This is a genomic window from Aminobacter sp. 01T433 (genome assembly GCF_056398585.1).
In genome coordinates, this window is the sequence record NZ_JBFTPR010000005.1 from 319,502 (window position 1) to 334,428 (window position 14,927).

The window sequence follows — 14,927 nt, forward strand, 5'->3', positions numbered from 1 at the left end:
AAGCCGCCGACGAGCTTAGAACTTCACGCCGAGGCTTGCCTTGACGCCGTGGTCGCGGGCGCCGTTGGCGATCTGGCCGGTGTAGCTTAGGCCGAGATTGGCCTTGGGCGCGATGGCGAAGTCGAGGCCGGCTTCGACCAACATCGCGTCGCGGGCGATCGGCGCGCCGTAGACGGTGAAGCTGTCGCCGCCGGCAAAGGCCACCGCGGAAGCAGGCGTGACGTCGCCGAAGGCATGCCGCCAGCCAAGGCCAGCGCGCGCCGTCGCCTTGGCGTCGCCGAGGTTGAAGTCGGTTGCGGCGCGCAGGCCAAGCGTTGTTGTCGTGCTGTCGAAGCTCTGGTCGGCACTGGTAAGTGCGGCCGAACCGCCGGTTTCGGTGAAGCCATCGGTCGAGGTCGAGACATAGGCGAGGCCGGCGAAAGGCTCGAAGGCAACGCGGCCCTTGTCGGTCCGGTAGCCGGCCTCGACGAAGACCTGTGCGGTGCCTGCGTCGTAGTCGGCTTTCAGCGTTTCATTCAGGCCGGGGAACGACACTGTGCGGGTCGTGTCGATCGAGTGCCTGGTATAGGCAGCACCGGCGCGCAGGCCAACGGCGCCGAAGTGGCGGCCGCCATAGACACCGACATGGAAATTGTCGCTGTTGCCGGAGGAAGCCCCATCGTCGGTATCAAAGCTGGTGCGGCTGTAGCCGGCAAGCAGGCCAAGTCGCCAGTCGCCGCCGACGATGGTATCGCCGCCGGCAACCAGACCACCGCTCGAATGGTCGAAACCGGCGGCATTGCTGTTGCCGTCGACCGAGCCCCAATTGCCGAGCGCCTGACCCCAGACGACGAAGCGGTCGCTATCGGCGGCGACGAATTCGGGCCCACCATCGCCATAGGCCATGACCGGCAGGTCGGGTGCGGCGACATCGCCGAAGGCCGAGCGCACCCGGTCATTGGCGAACTCGCCGAGGAACTGGCTCGTTTGCGTCGAACCGCCGCTGGCCGAGGCATGCACATCGCCAGAGAGCTGGTTGAGCGCGTCGCGGGCTTCGTCTTCATTGGTCGACATGGTGAAGGCGGCGCGGACGGGATTGTTCTCCGGCAGGCTGCCGATAGCAGCGGCGACGGAACCCTGGTTGGGCGACTGCGCGACGCTGCCAAGCGACGCGTCGTTGCGCGTCAGCGTCAGCGTCACATCGTTGCCGCCATCGCCGCCAGCGTAGCTGATGGAATGATCGAGGAAGAGAAGGTTGTTGAGATTGCCGACCGAGGCGAAAGTGCCCGTTACCGCATCCGAACCGTCATTCTGGATCAGTGTGAACGGACCGCTTGTCGGGTTCCAGCTCGTGTTGGTCGGCGGCGACATCAGCAGGTTGAGCTTGGCGCCCGATATGTTGACCGTGCCATTGACCGTGAGCTTGTCGGCACCGCCAGGCGTTGCCTCAATTTCGAGAGTGCCGTGATTGACGTAGTTGCCGTTGATGGTCTGGGTCTGGACAAGCCCCGCCACCGGAGTAACAGGCACCGTGTCACCAACACGATGCGTCGCACCAGCAGCAATTGTCACATTGCCAACAACCGTGCCGCTGCCGCCAAACTTCGCGCCAGAGTCAACAGAGACTGGCCCAGCCAGCGTGCCGATGCCCTTGTAACCGACATTCAGCATGCCGGCATTCACGAAGGTTTCGCCGGCAAATGCGGAGCTGTCGCCCCTCAGAGTGATTGTGCCCGATCCCTGCTTGAAGAACTGACCCGCACCGGCGAGCTTAACCTTCTGCGGCAGGTTGCCCAGGCCATTGGACATGTTGGAAATCAGCTTGCTACCAGCTTCGATGGTGATCTTGCCATCACCCCCACCCAGCCAACCGCTTGCCCCGCCGTCGCCAAACTGGAGCGTACCGCCGTTAGAGATCAGCACAGTGGCCGTGCCGCTGCCGCTATTGCCAGCGCCGATAAGGGTCAACTTGCCGCCGCCGACATGCTGGAACGAGCCAGCACTGTTGATTTGGCCAGCAAAGGTAACGTCATCGGACCGATCGAAGATCACTGTGCCGTAGTTGTTGATCGCGCCGCCAACCGAACCTGTCGTGGCACCAGCTCCCAGCTGCAGCGTCGCGCCGCTGAAGATGCCGGTGTTTCCGGTGAAGGTGTTGTTCCCGGTGAAAATCTGTGTCCCACCAGCGACGTTGATACCGCCGCTGCCTGAGATCCCTCCCGAGAAGATCCCATTGGCCGCCGTGATCGACAAAGGCTTGCCCCCAAGCACAACCTCACCGGCTCCGCCCAGAGCCTTGATGCTCGCGCCGCCAGCTGTCGTCGAAATGTCGAAAATACCATGGACAGTCAGGCCGCTTGAGGCGCTGATGGTGCTGTTGCGGACCAACTGGAGAGTGGTGTTAGCACCGATCGTGGTCGCACCCGTATATGTGTTTGTCCAATCGCTGAACTTCAACGTGCCGCCGCCGCCGATGTTGAGTCCAGCCGAGCCTTTCACGATCATTCCGATCTCGGTGGCAACGCCAGTGCCCACATTGATCGTCGCCGTCCCGCCTGCCGGCGCCAGAGTGAGCGAGTCGGAAGCTGTAGCCGTAAGCCTATAACCGTTGGCTGTGAAACGAAGGGTGTCGAAATTCTGGTGCCCTTCGACTCCGACGTGTCCCCCCACGCCGCCGAAGTTTGCCGTATTTCCGGAAACCCACGTCTGACTATTGGTGCCGGTCACGTTGGTCCAGTTGGAGCGGCTGCCGCCCCAAGTGCCAGCGCCGCCATCCACCTGGTTGTTGGCAGAACCAGCCTGCCCTCCATCCCAGTACTGATCGGCCGCAAGCGAAGGCGACGCGGCGCTCAGGACCACCGCCAGAGCGCCGAGCGTCACCAGCGCTGTGCCAGCTCGCAAGGCTGTGAGACGGGCGATTGGTCGGTTCAAGGTAGAAGATGGATTGGTTGCCAGAGAAACGTCAAAACGAGTCCGCGCAGCAAAGCTGCGGCCAAAAAAATGCATTATGTCCCCACCACTGATACGCGCACCCTAACGGGCAAAAGCACTGCGCAGGGACCCCAATCCCTACCCAAAACTTAACAATAGCTTTTCATTAGAACAGCCAAGCTTATGCAGCAATACAAAATATTAGCGGTGGAAAACTCAACCTGGGACAACTGATGCAACCGCCGGATAGACTCGCCATTGCAACTCGATGACAAACGCGATGGCATGAAATTGCGCCGGCGAAGGCGACGGAGGCGGAACGGGCGCTTCCGCCTCCCCCTGTCTTAGAACTTGACGCCGAGGCTTGCCTTGACGCCGTGGTCACGGGCGCCGTTGGCGATCTGGCCGGTGTAGCTTAGGCCGAGATTGGCCTTGGGCGCGATGGCGAAGTCGAGGCCGGCTTCGACCAACATCGCGTCGCGGGCGATCGGCGCGCCATAGACGGTGAAGCTGTCGCCACCGGCAAAGGCCACCGCGGAAGCGGGCGTGACATCGCCGAAGGCATGCCGCCAGCCCAGGCCAGCGCGCGCCGTCGCCTTGGCGTCGCCGAGGTTGAAGTCGGTTGCGGCGCGCAGGCCAAGCGTTGTCGTCGTGCTGTCGAAGCTCTGGTCAGCACTGGTCAGTGCGGCCGAACCGCCGGTTTCGGTGAAGCCGTCGGTCGAGGTCGAGACATAGGCGAGGCCAGCGAAAGGCTCGAAGGCAACGCGGCCCTTGTCGGTCCGGTAGCCGGCCTCGACGAAGACCTGTGCGGTGCCCGCGTCGTAGTCGGCCTTCAGCGTTTCATTCAGGCCGGGGAACGACACTGTACGGGTCGTGTCGATCGAATGCCTGGTATAGGCAGCACCGGCGCGCAGGCCAACGGCGCCGAAATGGCGGCCGCCATAGACACCGACATGGAAATTGTCGCTGTTGCCGGAGGAAGCCCCATCGTCGGTATCAAAGCTGGTGCTGCTGTAGCCGGCAAGCAGGCCAAGCCGCCAGTCGCGGCCGACGATGGTATCGCCGCCAGCAACCAGACCGCCGCTCGAATGGTCGAAGCCGCCGGCATTGCTGTCGCCGTCAACCGAGCCCCAATTGCCCAGCGCCTGGCCCCAGACGACGAAGCGGTCGCTGTCCGCCGCGACCAGTTCAAGCCCACCTTCGCCATAGGACATGACCGGCAGGTCGGGTGCAGCGACATCGCCGAAGGCCGAGCGGATGCGGTTGGAGGCTGCGTCGCGCAACTGGCCGCTGGCTTCGGTGAAGCCGCCTGAAAGCGAGGCATGAACCTCGCCGGAAAGCTGATCGAGAGCCCCGCGTACCCCGTCTTCATTGGTCGACATAAGCAAAGCTGTCGCTACCGGAGCGTCGGCGGCCATGCCATCGACAGCGGCGCCGGTCGCAATCTGGTTGCGGGTTTGCCCGACATTGGCAAGCGTCAAATCGTTGCGCGTGAGCGTCAGCGTCACGTCGTTGCCGTCGCCGCCGGTATAACCGATGAGATGACGGAGAAAGATCAGCCTGTTGAGGTCGCCGACGGAGGCAAAAGTGCCGGTCACCGCATCGCCACCGTCATTGGCGATGAGAGTGAAAGGCCCATTGAGGGGACCCCAGGCTGCATTGGCCGGCGGCGACAGCAAAAGGTTGAGCGTCGCACCCGAGATGTCCACGGTGCCATTGACGATCAGCTTGTCGGCACCGGTCGGCGTCGCCTCGACCTCGAGGATGCCATGGTTGGCGTAGTTGCCGTTGATGGTCTGGGTGCCGACCGAATTGCCGGCGCCGTGGGTGGCGCCGGCCAGCACCGTGACATTGCCGCCGATCGTGCCGCTGCCGCCAAGCCGCGCGCCCGACATGACCTCGACCGGGCCGAGGATCGAGCCGACACCGCCAACGCCGACGATCAGCGTTCCGGCGTCGACGCTGGTACCGCCGGTGTAGGTGCTGGTGCCTGACAGGGTGAGGGTGCCCGAGGTCTTCTTGACCAGGCCCGCCGCACCGGTGATCGCACCGCCGAAATCGCCGCTGAAGATGCTGATATCGGCGCTGTCAGTAACGATGCCTGCGCCTAGCAGATTGTTGATTGGATTGCCGCCCAATCTGACCCCGTTGAAGTCGAGGGTGGCACCAGACTGCACCGTCGTCGAGGCCGCGGACAGGGTCAGAGCACCAAGGTTGCTGTTGCCCTCGGCCTTGAGGGTGCCGCCGGCAACCACAACCGATTTGATGCCGGTCGATACCATATGGGGACCCCCATACAAGATGGTGCCGCTATCGGTAGGGCTGCCAAATGTCACGGTCGCATCGTAGAAAGCGAAGCCGTCCGCCAGGGTCAATGTCGTGCCGGCAGCGGCGGCGATCGTGCCGGTCTTGCCAATGGAGATGCCGGTAAGCACCATATCGACAGTGCCCAACAGCTTGCCGCCGTCGATGCCGACACTTCCCGACCCCAGAGCCGAGGCATTGGCAATGGCAAGCGTGCCGGCTTCGATCCAGGTGCCGCCGGTGTAGGTGTTGGTGCCCGACAGCGTGAGCGTGCCGGCGCCAATCTTGCGCAACACGGAGGCCGAGCTGGCTTCGGAGATCACCCCCGAATAGGTGCCGGCGCCGGTACCCACGTTGATGGCGTGATTCCGGTCGATGGTCAGCGCATTCGAGATGTCGACGCCATTCTGGATGTCGGTGATCGTGCCGTTGGCGGCGACAACTGCGCCGCTGCCCAGTGCCTTGTTGTGGCCAAGACTGAGCGTGCCCTGGGACAAGGTGGTGCCACCGCTGTAGGTGCTGGCGCCCGAAAGCGTGAGTGTGCCGGCGCCGGTCTTCTTCATGCCCCATGCCCCGGCGGTGAACCCCGACGGCGCGGCATAGCCGGAATTTGCGGCGAGGAAGCCCTGTTCGTCAGAGATCACGTCCGAAATAGTCACCGCTTTACCGGCTGTGGGCGAAAAAGTGACCGTACCGCTACCTTTCAGGAACATGCCGGAACCGGCCGCCTGGCCGGAGGTCGGCAAGGCACCGTCGGAACCACTCACGGCACCGGCAACACCGGCGGTGACACCTCCACCTGAAATCGCACCGCTGACGATTGTCAGCGAAGCACCGTCGGCAACGAACAGCCCGCCGCCAAGCGCGCCGCCGCCGCCGCCTGCCGAGCGACCGTGGCCAGAACCGCCATTGCCAGCAGCGAAGCCTCCGTTGCCGCCACTGGTTAGGCCCGCGCCGCCGCCGCCGCCATAGCCGCCGCTGCCGCCGCTGTCGCTGTCGCCAAAGCCGCCGCCGCCGCCACCGCCGAAGCCGCCGAAGCCGCCACCATCAGCGCGACCGCCGCTCCCGCCGCCACCGCCGCCATAGCCGCCACCGCCGCCACTACCGCCGCGATAGCCGCCACTAGCGCCGTCATTTCCGCCGCCGCCGCCGCCCGACAAATCGCCCCCCGGCGTGCCCGGGAGACTGCCCGGCGTTCCCGAAGAACCACCATTGATGCCGCCACCAACACCAGCTGAATTGCCGTGCTGATCCGCGAACGCGCCGCCGCCGCCGCCACTGCCTGGTGAGAAGGCAGATGTACTGCCACCACTCCCCCCCAGACCGCCGCCGCCGCCCGTTATGCCGCTGGCTATGCCCTGCACGTTGTCTGCTCCACCATTGCCGCCAACCGCCCGGTTGCCGTCAAAAGAAACGCCGGAAAGTGTGACAGAAGCGCCGGTGCCGGCGCCAGCGTCGGCGCCGCGCACAAACAGCGCGCCGCCCGCCCCGAGGCCACCGCCGCCGGACTCGCCGACGTTACCAGTGCCGCCATCGCCGCCCTTGGCACGGCCATCGGCGAGGGTGACGTCGTTGATGGCGATCTCGCCTGAATTGGCGAAGAAGATGCGCTGGGTGTTGCCACCGCTGATAGTGTTGCCGTTGCCGTTGACGGTGAGTGGCTTGGTGGCCTGCGGCGCGCCGGCGGCATCGCGCAGGCCGAGCGGCGGCAGCGGTGCGGTCAGGGTAATGTTGGCACTGACATTGATGGTGTTCGACGCATCGCCATTGCTGTTTGCGGTGCTGATCGCAGCAGCAAGCTCAGTTTCGTTGGTGACGGTGAAGGTGGCGGCAAGTGCCGGCGGCGCGAAAGCCGAAAGGGCAATCAGGGACACGCCGGAAAAGGCGTGTCTTGCATGATGTCTTGTCGGCATGTCGGTCCCATCAGGCGGAATTCTGCATCACCAGGACCGGACACTTGCTTCGCCGCCAAGCGTCCGGTTGCAGCCATCGCCCGCGGGGGACAACGACACAAGCAGCCACACTCCGCGACTGCCCAGCCAGTCAGCAGGGGTACCGCGTCCCTGGAGCAGGAAAAATACGGCAGATGACGTATTTCGACATGGCGGCAATCCAAACGTCGGTTCGCCAAGGGACGGCTGCGGCCGAGGCGAGCGCCGCGTGGAGAGCCTCTCCCAGGCGGGAGAGGTGGCGAAGTTGAGGCCGAGGGTTTACGCCCCGTAGCGCTTCTTGAGGTGGCTGGTGAAATGCACCGCATTGAGCTTTTCGCCGGTGGCGCGTTCGAGCAGTTCGGGCGTCGACCACAGCGAGGCCTGCGACCAGATGTTGTCGCGGCGCCAGTTGTTGACCGTCTCGAAGTGGCCGCGCGCGATCTCATCGTCGACCGAAGGATGCGCCTTGCTCAGTGTTGCCCATTGCTGTGCAGCCATCATCGCGCCCAGCGTATAGGACGGGAAATAGCCAAAGGCGGCACTTGGCCAGTGCACGTCCTGCATCGGGCCGTCGGCCGGATTGGCGATGGTCGACAGGCCAAGATATTCGCGCATCTTGGCATCCCATGCCTCGGGCAGGTCCGACACCGACAGGCGGCCCGAGACAAGCTCCTGCTCCAGTTCGTAGCGCAGGATGACATGCAGCGGATAGGTGACCTCGTCGGCGTCGACGCGGATCAGGCCGCGCTCGACATGGTGAACATGCGGCAGGATTTCGTCCATCGACCAGCGCTCGCCAAGGTGCTGCTCGACCAGGGGCAGCGCCCAGCGCCAGAAGGACGGATTGCGGCCGAGCTGCTTTTCGACGAACAGGCTCTGGCTCTCATGCACGGCCATGCCGCGCGCCTTGCCAAGCGGCCAGTGCGACCAGGCCTCCGGCAGGTTCTGCTCGTAAAGCGCATGGCCGGTCTCGTGCAGCACCCCCATCAGCGCGGACAAGAAATCGGATGTCTTGTAGCGCGTGGTGATGCGCACGTCGGACGGCACGCCGCCGCAGAACGGGTGGTGCGACACCGACAGGCTGCCGCGCGTCAGGTCGAAACCCACAGCACCCATCATGGCGAGCCCAAGCTCGCGCTGACGCTCGATAGCGTAGATGCCCGACAAGGCGCGCACTGGGGTTTTCGCCTGACGCTCAGCCTGGACGGCCAATGCTTCGGGCACGAAGTCCTTCAGGAAGGCCTTGAGGTCGGTAAAAACAGGCGTGATATCCGCAGTGCGGTTGCCCGGATCATATTGCTCCATCAGCGCGTCGTAAGGGGCGAGGCCAAGCGCTTCGGAACGCAGGGCCGCCTCCTCGCGGACAAGCGCCACGATGCCTTCGAGTGCCGGCTGGAAACCAGCCCAGTCGTTCTTGGCGCGCAGGTCGCGCCACAGCTGTTCCGAGCGAAGCCGGGCTGAGGTCTGGCGTTCGACGAACTCCGACGGCAGGCAGGTCATGTTGGTGTATTGGCGGCGAAATTCGCGCAGGGCGAAAACCTGTTCTTCGTTCAGTGCCTCCGTCTCGGCGGCAGCGATCCAGTCGGCGATCTGGGGTGCGGTGGCCTGGCGGTGGTGCATGCCGGCGAGTGCCGAAAGCGCCTCCGCGCGCTTGGCGCCACCTCCAACGGCCATGTGCGTCGCCTCGTCGGCACCCAAAATGGCTAGCGCGTGTTCCAGCGCTTCGAGCTTGCGGCCGAGTTCGTCGAGCTTTGCGAAGGACATGGTGACTCCTCTGTCTCAAAATCGCGGCGAGAGGATACCAAACCGGTCACAATCGCAAGACCGTTCGAATGGACCAGCCCTTGCTGGGACGGCAAACCGCGTGTCGCGCACTTTGGCCTGGCTGGTAGCCGACGCAAAAAAGAACGCCCCCGGATTGCTCCGAGGGCGCAAGGCTTGGAAATTCACTGATCGTCAGCGGCCGGCGTCGTGGGTGATCTGGCCATCGAGGCTGGAGACCTCCGACTGAAGCTGGCTGTAGGTACCTGCCGACAACATGCCGCCATAGCCGGCATCGCTCACGGCAGTTCGGCGTATTGCTGCGTCCTCGCCCCTGAGTTGGCGCGCCTCGGCTGTGCTGATCCGCTTCATGTGCCGATCATTGGCAATGCGGGCGTCGTCATTGCGCAGTTCGGTGAGGATAACGCCAACCGGGTGGACCTGTGGCTGTCCGGAAATTGGCAATTGCGATCCCGTGACATCACCGCCACTAGGGGAACCTTGAGTCTGGGGGCCCATCTCATGGTTTTCGTGATGGTCCCTTGCAAGGGCGGAGGCCATCGGAGCGGAGATGAGGAGTGCGGCAAGCGCCGCCTTGAACATCATAGAGCGCATGTCTTGCGTCTCCTAGAACTGTGGGGCGGCTTTCGCCCCAGCATTGCGATCCGTCTAGAAACGTCGAGTCACGGTGGGAGGCCATCGCCGGCGCTTCTCGGACTGCATCTGGAGTCTAGGTCACGCTCCCAGCGAAGCATAATTAAGAAAAAATAATTATTGGATCCGCCGCAAGGACCACGATTGCGGCACACTGGCCACAAACTAGCCACATATGGGGCAGGCGCGTTTCACACGAAATCTTGATCTGGCGTGAAGTGAGCTTGATTTCGATGCGGCGGTTGTTGGCGCGAGTGACCAGTGCTGCCCTGGAAACCTCCAGGCAACGACATCAAGTACCTGAACGACAAAGAGGAGACTGCCACGATGGCAGCCCCCTCCAATTGGTTCAGATACAGCTGTTGATCAGCACCTTGTTGTTGCGGGTTTCGGCGCAGGCCGAAACCCGGAAGATCAACGCGACGTCGGCGCACAATACCAGGCAGCATGCCCCGGCATGCAAGCCGAGCGCGGCTGGCCGGAGATCGGCAGTTGCGACCCCGAATTGTCGTTTTCGCCCAGGCTCTGTGATGCTTCACGCGAATGCGACCGTTCGTGACCACCACCGCCGTGATCGTGTCCACCGCGCGCGAATGCGGCGGCCATAGGAGCGGAAACGAGGACTGCAGCTAAAATCGCTGTAAATGCCATAGAGCGCATTGTTGCGACTCCTGAAAATGCCGGGCGGCGAACCGCCACAGCGCTAGCTGTCCGTCAAGAAGCGTCGAGTCGTGGTGGGAGGCCGTCATCGGCGTTTCCCGGACTTGAACCGGGACTATAGATCTGGCCGAGGCCAGAGCAAAATTAAGAAAAAGTAATTTTGGAGTTTACTCAATCCGCCCCAGTCAGGGCTGGAAACATCAAGCCGATGCCCTATGTACAAATGGCCAATTCGTTCACGAAATCTTGATTCACCGTTCCGTGAGCTTGAGTTCGATGCGGCGGTTCTTGGAACGTGCCTCGGCGGTGTCGCTTTCGTCAAGCGGCTGGAACTCGCCAAAGCCAGCAGCGACCAGGCGGTTGGCCGGCACGCCGTTTTCGATCAGGAACTTGACCACCGAGGTCGAGCGCGCCGAAGACAGCTCCCAATTGTCGCGATAGCGGCCGGTGCCGGACAGCGGGATGTTATCGGTGTGACCATCGACACGCAGCACCCAGTTGATCTCCGGGGGGATTTCCTTCTGCAGTTCGAGGATGGCGTCGGCGAGCTTCTTCATCTCGCCCTTGCCGGCCTCGTTGATCTGCTCGGAGCCGGTCGGAAACAGCACCTCGGACTGAAACACGAAACGATCGCCGACGATGCGGATGTTTTCGCGGTCGGACAGGATCTCGCGCAAGCGGCCGAAGAAGTCGGAACGATAGCGGTTGAGTTCCTGCACGCGCTGGGCCAGCGCGACGTTCAGGCGGCGCCCGAGATCGGCGATCTTGGTATTGGATTCCTTGTCGCGAGTCTCTGAAGCGTTGAGTGCGTCTTCGAGCGCACCGATCTGCCGGCGCAGGGCCGAGATCTGCTGGTTGAGCAACTCGACCTGACTGAGTGCGCGCTGGCTGATCTGGCGCTCGCCTTCAAGTTCTCCAGTCAGCGAGCCGATGCGCGCGTTGGCCTCGGCACCGGCGCCAGAGCCTTGGGAGAGCAATTGCTCAAGCCGGCTCTTCTCGCTCTCAGCAGCCGACAGGGACGCCTGCAGATTGGCGAGCGCATCCTCGGTGTCCTGGGTGTTGGAGCGTTCGAGCGCCAAAAGCTGGGTCAACTCGTTGATCTGCGAATTGAGCCGGGTCAACACCTGGTCCTTGCCCGAGATTTCGCGGCTGAGCAGAAACTGTGCCAGCACGAAGACCGAGAGAAGGAACATGATGGCCAAAAGCAGCGTCGACAAAGCGTCGACGAAGCCCGGCCAATAGTCGATGCGGCGGTCGCCGCGCCGCCCGCGCGCCAATGCCACCTTAGTGCACCCCTTCCTTCTTCAGGGCGTCGGCGATTTTTTCGAGCGTAATGCGCATCGCCTTTTGTTCGTCCGACTGCGCCTCGACCCAGTCGCGCATGATCTGCTGCTCGCTGCGCATGTTCTTGACCAGGCCAGAGATGCCATCAGCGAGATTGGCCATGGCAGCGGCAACGCGCGGGTTCGACCCGCCGTGCTCCTGCATGTTGCGCAGGCGCTCGGACAGCACGCGGATTTCGTCGGAAGAGTCGTTCTTGGCATCGGCGACGACCATGTCGGAGGATAGGTCGGTGACGCTGGAGAGCCAGTTTTCCAGTTCGGTGTAAAAACGCGTCTGGGCGCGCCCGGCCTGGAGGTCAAGGAAGCCGAGCACAAGCGAGCCGGAGAGGCCAAACAGCGACGACGAGAACGCTGTGCCCATGCCTTGCAATGGTGCTGCAAGGCCAGCCTTCAGCGATTCGAGCACGGCTGAGGCGTCGCCCGTGCCGGGATCGAGCGACTGGATGGTTTCGCCGATCGAACCGATGGTGCCCAGCAGGCCCCAGAAGGTGCCAAGCAGGCCAAGGAAGACCAGCAGGCCAACAAGGTAACGCGAGACATCGCGACTTTCGTCGAGACGGGTGGCGATGGAATCGAGCATCGTCCGCATCGAGTTGGTCGACAACGCCATCGCCGAAGAACGGCCAAGCATCGCCTTCATCGGCGCGAGCAGCACCGGGTGCGTGGCTTCGGAGCCGGCGCGGAACGAGTTGACCCAGCGCACTTCGCGGAACAAGCGGCCGACCTGGACAAAGGCAAGGCCGATACCGACCACCAGCACGCCGATGATCAGACCATTGAGCCCGGGATTGGTGACGAACGCATGCGAAATCTGGCGCGTCAGGATCGCCACGATAAAGGCAACGATCGCCAGAAAGATGATCATCGTCAGCAGGAACACCTGCGGAGAGGACAGGCGGTGCGGATCGTAGTTCAGCACATCGGAGCCTTTGCCCACCCCGAGAGATTTCAACAATGCCATCGGCGCCCCGGTTCTAGTTCCCTGCGATTGGAGTCCGCGTATCCGTTCGGACGCGCTTGGGTGGTTCCATCGCTTTGAAGTCTACGCACCGCACTTTTGGGAAGTTTCGGCGCGATGCGTTAGTGGACTACGACTGTAAGCGGAAATGTGACGAAAATGAAAGACGCTTGCGCGCCCGTCCCTCGGGTCGCGTTGCAATCAGAGCCGCGCCACCACAAGAAGGTCGATCATCGCCGCCACATGCAACCCAGCGCCGGTGATGACGAAGCTATGCCAGACAGCACTTTGGAAGCGCAGCCGCTGCCAGGTGTAGAAGATGACGCCGCAGGAATAGACTATGCCGCCGGAAAACAGCAGCCATAGCGTGGCGGAGGGCAAGGTAGCGATCAGCGGGCGCAGGATGACGACCCCGCTCCAGCCCATGGCGAGATAAAAGGCGATCGCCAGCCGGTCGAGCCGTCCGGGCAAAAAGAGCTTGATCGCCATGCCGGCGATCGCCGCCGACCAGACGATACCGGCCATCAAGCTTGCCGTGACACGATCGTCGAGCTGGACGAGGAATGGCGTGTAGGTGGCGGCGATCAGCAGGTAGATGCCGGCATGGTCGAAGCGGCGCAGCACCCATTTTGCCGGCGAGATCGGCCAGAGATTGTAGACGCACGACACCGACAGCACAGTGAGCAGCGCCACCACGAAGACCACGGCGGCGAGATATTCACCGGTGGCGGTGTGGGAGGCGGAGATCGCCAGCAGCACTGAACCGGCAGCAACAGCAAGCACGATGCCGATTGCATGGACGATGCCGTCGGCAATGAGTTCGGCGCGCGAATGGGTGAAGCGCCCGACAAAGGGCACAGCAATCTCAGGCTTGCGGTGATTGTCCGTCATGATCCGTCCCTGCGCGGCCCTTAATATGGGCAGCAGCAGGGAATGAACGCAAGAAGGCTGCGACGCGGCGGATTAGCGCGGCGTAACCGGCCGCTTCAGCGTCTTGATGAGCGCGCGGTGGATGGTTTCGTTGCCCGCGACGATCGAACCGCCATCGAGCATGTCCTGGCCGCCCTTGTCGTCGGAGACAAAGCCGCCGGCTTCACGCACAAGAAGGATGCCGGCAGCAACGTCCCAAGGCGACAGCGCGGTTTCCCAGAAACCGTCCATGCGTCCGGCAGCGACGTAAGCAAGATCGAGTGCGGCCGAGCCGAGACGGCGCACGCCCGCCACTTCGCCCATGACGTTGCGCAGTTCGAGCAGGAAGTTGCCGTGGTGGCCGCGGCCGAGATGCGGCACGCCGCAACCTATCACCGCATCCGACAGCTTGGTGCGGCCGGAAACGCGCAGGCGGCGATCATTGAGGAAGGCGCCACCACCGCGCTCGGCGGTGTAGAGCTCGTCCATCGCCGGGTTGTAGATGACCGCGGCGACGATCTGGCCCTGACGTTCCAGCGCGATCGAGATTGAAAACACCGGAATGCCGTGCAGGAAGTTGGTGGTGCCGTCGAGCGGATCGACGATCCAGCGGTGCTGGTCGTCTTCGCCCGGGACAACGCCGCGCTCTTCCATCAGGAAGCCGTAGCCGGCGCGCCCCTTTGACAGCTCGGCAAACAAAATGTCCTCGGCCTTGCGGTCGGCCTGGCTGACATAGTCGCCCGGGCCCTTCAGCGAGACTTGCAGGTTTTGCACTTCGCCGAAGTCGCGAGACAGCGAGCGGCCGGCCTTCATTGCGGCCTGCACCATAACATTTAGGATCGCTGAACGCGCCATGATCTAGAACTTTCCGTTGCCGTGCTCAGTCCGCGCGGCGGACGTAGGTGAGCTCGTTGGTGTCGACAATGATGCGCTCGCCCGAAGAAATAAAGGGCGGCACAAGCACGCGGACGCCGTTTTCCAAAACTGCCGGCTTGTAGGACGAAGCAGCCGTCTGGCCCTTCACCACCGGGTCGGCTTCGCTGATCGTCAGCGTCACCTGGTCGGGCAGCGCGATGCCGATCGGGCGCTCGTCATAAAGCTCAACCGTGACCATCATGCCATCTTGAAGGAACGCGGCGCGGTCGCCGACGAAATCCTTGAGCAGCTCGAGCTGTTCGTAGCTGGCGGTGTCCATGAACACCAGCGCATCGCCCTGCTCGTAGAGGAACGAGAAGTCCTTCTGCTCGAGGCGGACCTTTTCGACCGTCTCGGCCGAGCGGAAACGCTCGTTGAGCTTGGTGCCGTTGATGAGGTTCTTCAGTTCGACCTGATTGTATGCACCGCCCTTGCCGGGCTTGACGTGATTGGTCCTGACCGCCACCCAGAGGCCGCCGTCATGCTCGATGACGTTGCCGGGACGGATTTCGTTGCCGTTGATCTTGGCCATGGTTGGGTTCCGGAAGAGAGGTTTGCGCCAGAAGGGGCGCTATCGGCGCC

9 protein-coding genes are annotated in these 14,927 nt (G+C 63.2%); all 9 read right to left on the reverse strand.

All coding sequences use genetic code 11. The features are described from left to right. Positions 1-15: 15 nt before the first annotated feature. The 9 genes from AC1DLV_RS10930 to efp all read right to left on the reverse strand — a co-directional run bounded on the left by AC1DLV_RS10930 (position 16) and on the right by efp (position 14,877). Complete coding sequence (locus AC1DLV_RS10930; RefSeq protein ID WP_476836163.1) at positions 16-2,910, reverse strand: autotransporter outer membrane beta-barrel domain-containing protein; 2,895 nt, start codon at positions 2,908-2,910, stop codon at positions 16-18. Positions 2,911-3,254: 344 nt separating this feature from the next. Next, the gene (locus AC1DLV_RS10935) at positions 3,255-7,127 is read right to left on the reverse strand and encodes an autotransporter domain-containing protein (protein WP_476800085.1); all 3,873 of its coding nucleotides are present in this window, start codon (positions 7,125-7,127) and stop codon (positions 3,255-3,257) included. Positions 7,128-7,424: 297 nt separating this feature from the next. Then, complete coding sequence (locus AC1DLV_RS10940) at positions 7,425-8,909, reverse strand: carboxypeptidase M32 (RefSeq protein WP_476800086.1); 1,485 nt, start codon at positions 8,907-8,909, stop codon at positions 7,425-7,427. 192 nt (positions 8,910-9,101) lie between these two features. Next, a complete protein-coding gene (locus AC1DLV_RS10945) occupies positions 9,102-9,521 on the reverse strand; it encodes a hypothetical protein (RefSeq protein ID WP_476800087.1) in 420 nt (139 codons plus the stop codon). 950 nt (positions 9,522-10,471) lie between these two features. Next, the gene (locus tag AC1DLV_RS10950) at positions 10,472-11,503 is read right to left on the reverse strand and encodes a peptidoglycan -binding protein (protein WP_476781910.1); all 1,032 of its coding nucleotides are present in this window, start codon (positions 11,501-11,503) and stop codon (positions 10,472-10,474) included. A gap of 1 nt (position 11,504) precedes the next feature. Further along, positions 11,505-12,524: a MotA/TolQ/ExbB proton channel family protein gene (locus AC1DLV_RS10955; protein WP_476800088.1), complete on the reverse strand. Its 1,020-nt coding sequence runs from the start codon at positions 12,522-12,524 to the stop codon at positions 11,505-11,507. Between the two features lie 198 nt (positions 12,525-12,722). Beyond that, on the reverse strand, positions 12,723-13,412 hold the full coding sequence (gene trhA / locus AC1DLV_RS10960) for a PAQR family membrane homeostasis protein TrhA (RefSeq protein ID WP_476800089.1): 690 nt from the start codon (positions 13,410-13,412) through the stop codon (positions 12,723-12,725). A gap of 72 nt (positions 13,413-13,484) precedes the next feature. Next, positions 13,485-14,285 (reverse strand): inositol monophosphatase family protein, encoded by an 801-nt coding sequence (locus AC1DLV_RS10965; RefSeq protein WP_476800090.1) that lies wholly within the window; start codon positions 14,283-14,285, stop codon positions 13,485-13,487. A gap of 25 nt (positions 14,286-14,310) precedes the next feature. Next, positions 14,311-14,877, reverse strand: coding sequence for an elongation factor P (efp, locus tag AC1DLV_RS10970; RefSeq protein WP_476788178.1), 567 nt, complete (start codon positions 14,875-14,877; stop codon positions 14,311-14,313). Positions 14,878-14,927: the final 50 nt, after the last annotated feature.

What these genes read in the sequence shown, in the direction of transcription:
- AC1DLV_RS10935 (WP_476800085.1), bottom strand. Translation starts at nt 7,127, where the DNA reads ATGCCGACAAGACATCATGCAAGACACGCCTTTTCCGGCGTGTCCCTG.
- AC1DLV_RS10940 (WP_476800086.1), bottom strand. Translation starts at nt 8,909, where the DNA reads ATGTCCTTCGCAAAGCTCGACGAACTCGGCCGCAAGCTCGAAGCGCTG.
- AC1DLV_RS10945 (WP_476800087.1), bottom strand. Translation starts at nt 9,521, where the DNA reads ATGCGCTCTATGATGTTCAAGGCGGCGCTTGCCGCACTCCTCATCTCC.
- AC1DLV_RS10955 (WP_476800088.1), bottom strand. Translation starts at nt 12,524, where the DNA reads ATGGCATTGTTGAAATCTCTCGGGGTGGGCAAAGGCTCCGATGTGCTG.
- trhA (WP_476800089.1), bottom strand. Translation starts at nt 13,412, where the DNA reads ATGACGGACAATCACCGCAAGCCTGAGATTGCTGTGCCCTTTGTCGGG.
- AC1DLV_RS10965 (WP_476800090.1), bottom strand. Translation starts at nt 14,285, where the DNA reads ATGGCGCGTTCAGCGATCCTAAATGTTATGGTGCAGGCCGCAATGAAG.
- efp (WP_476788178.1), bottom strand. Translation starts at nt 14,877, where the DNA reads ATGGCCAAGATCAACGGCAACGAAATCCGTCCCGGCAACGTCATCGAG.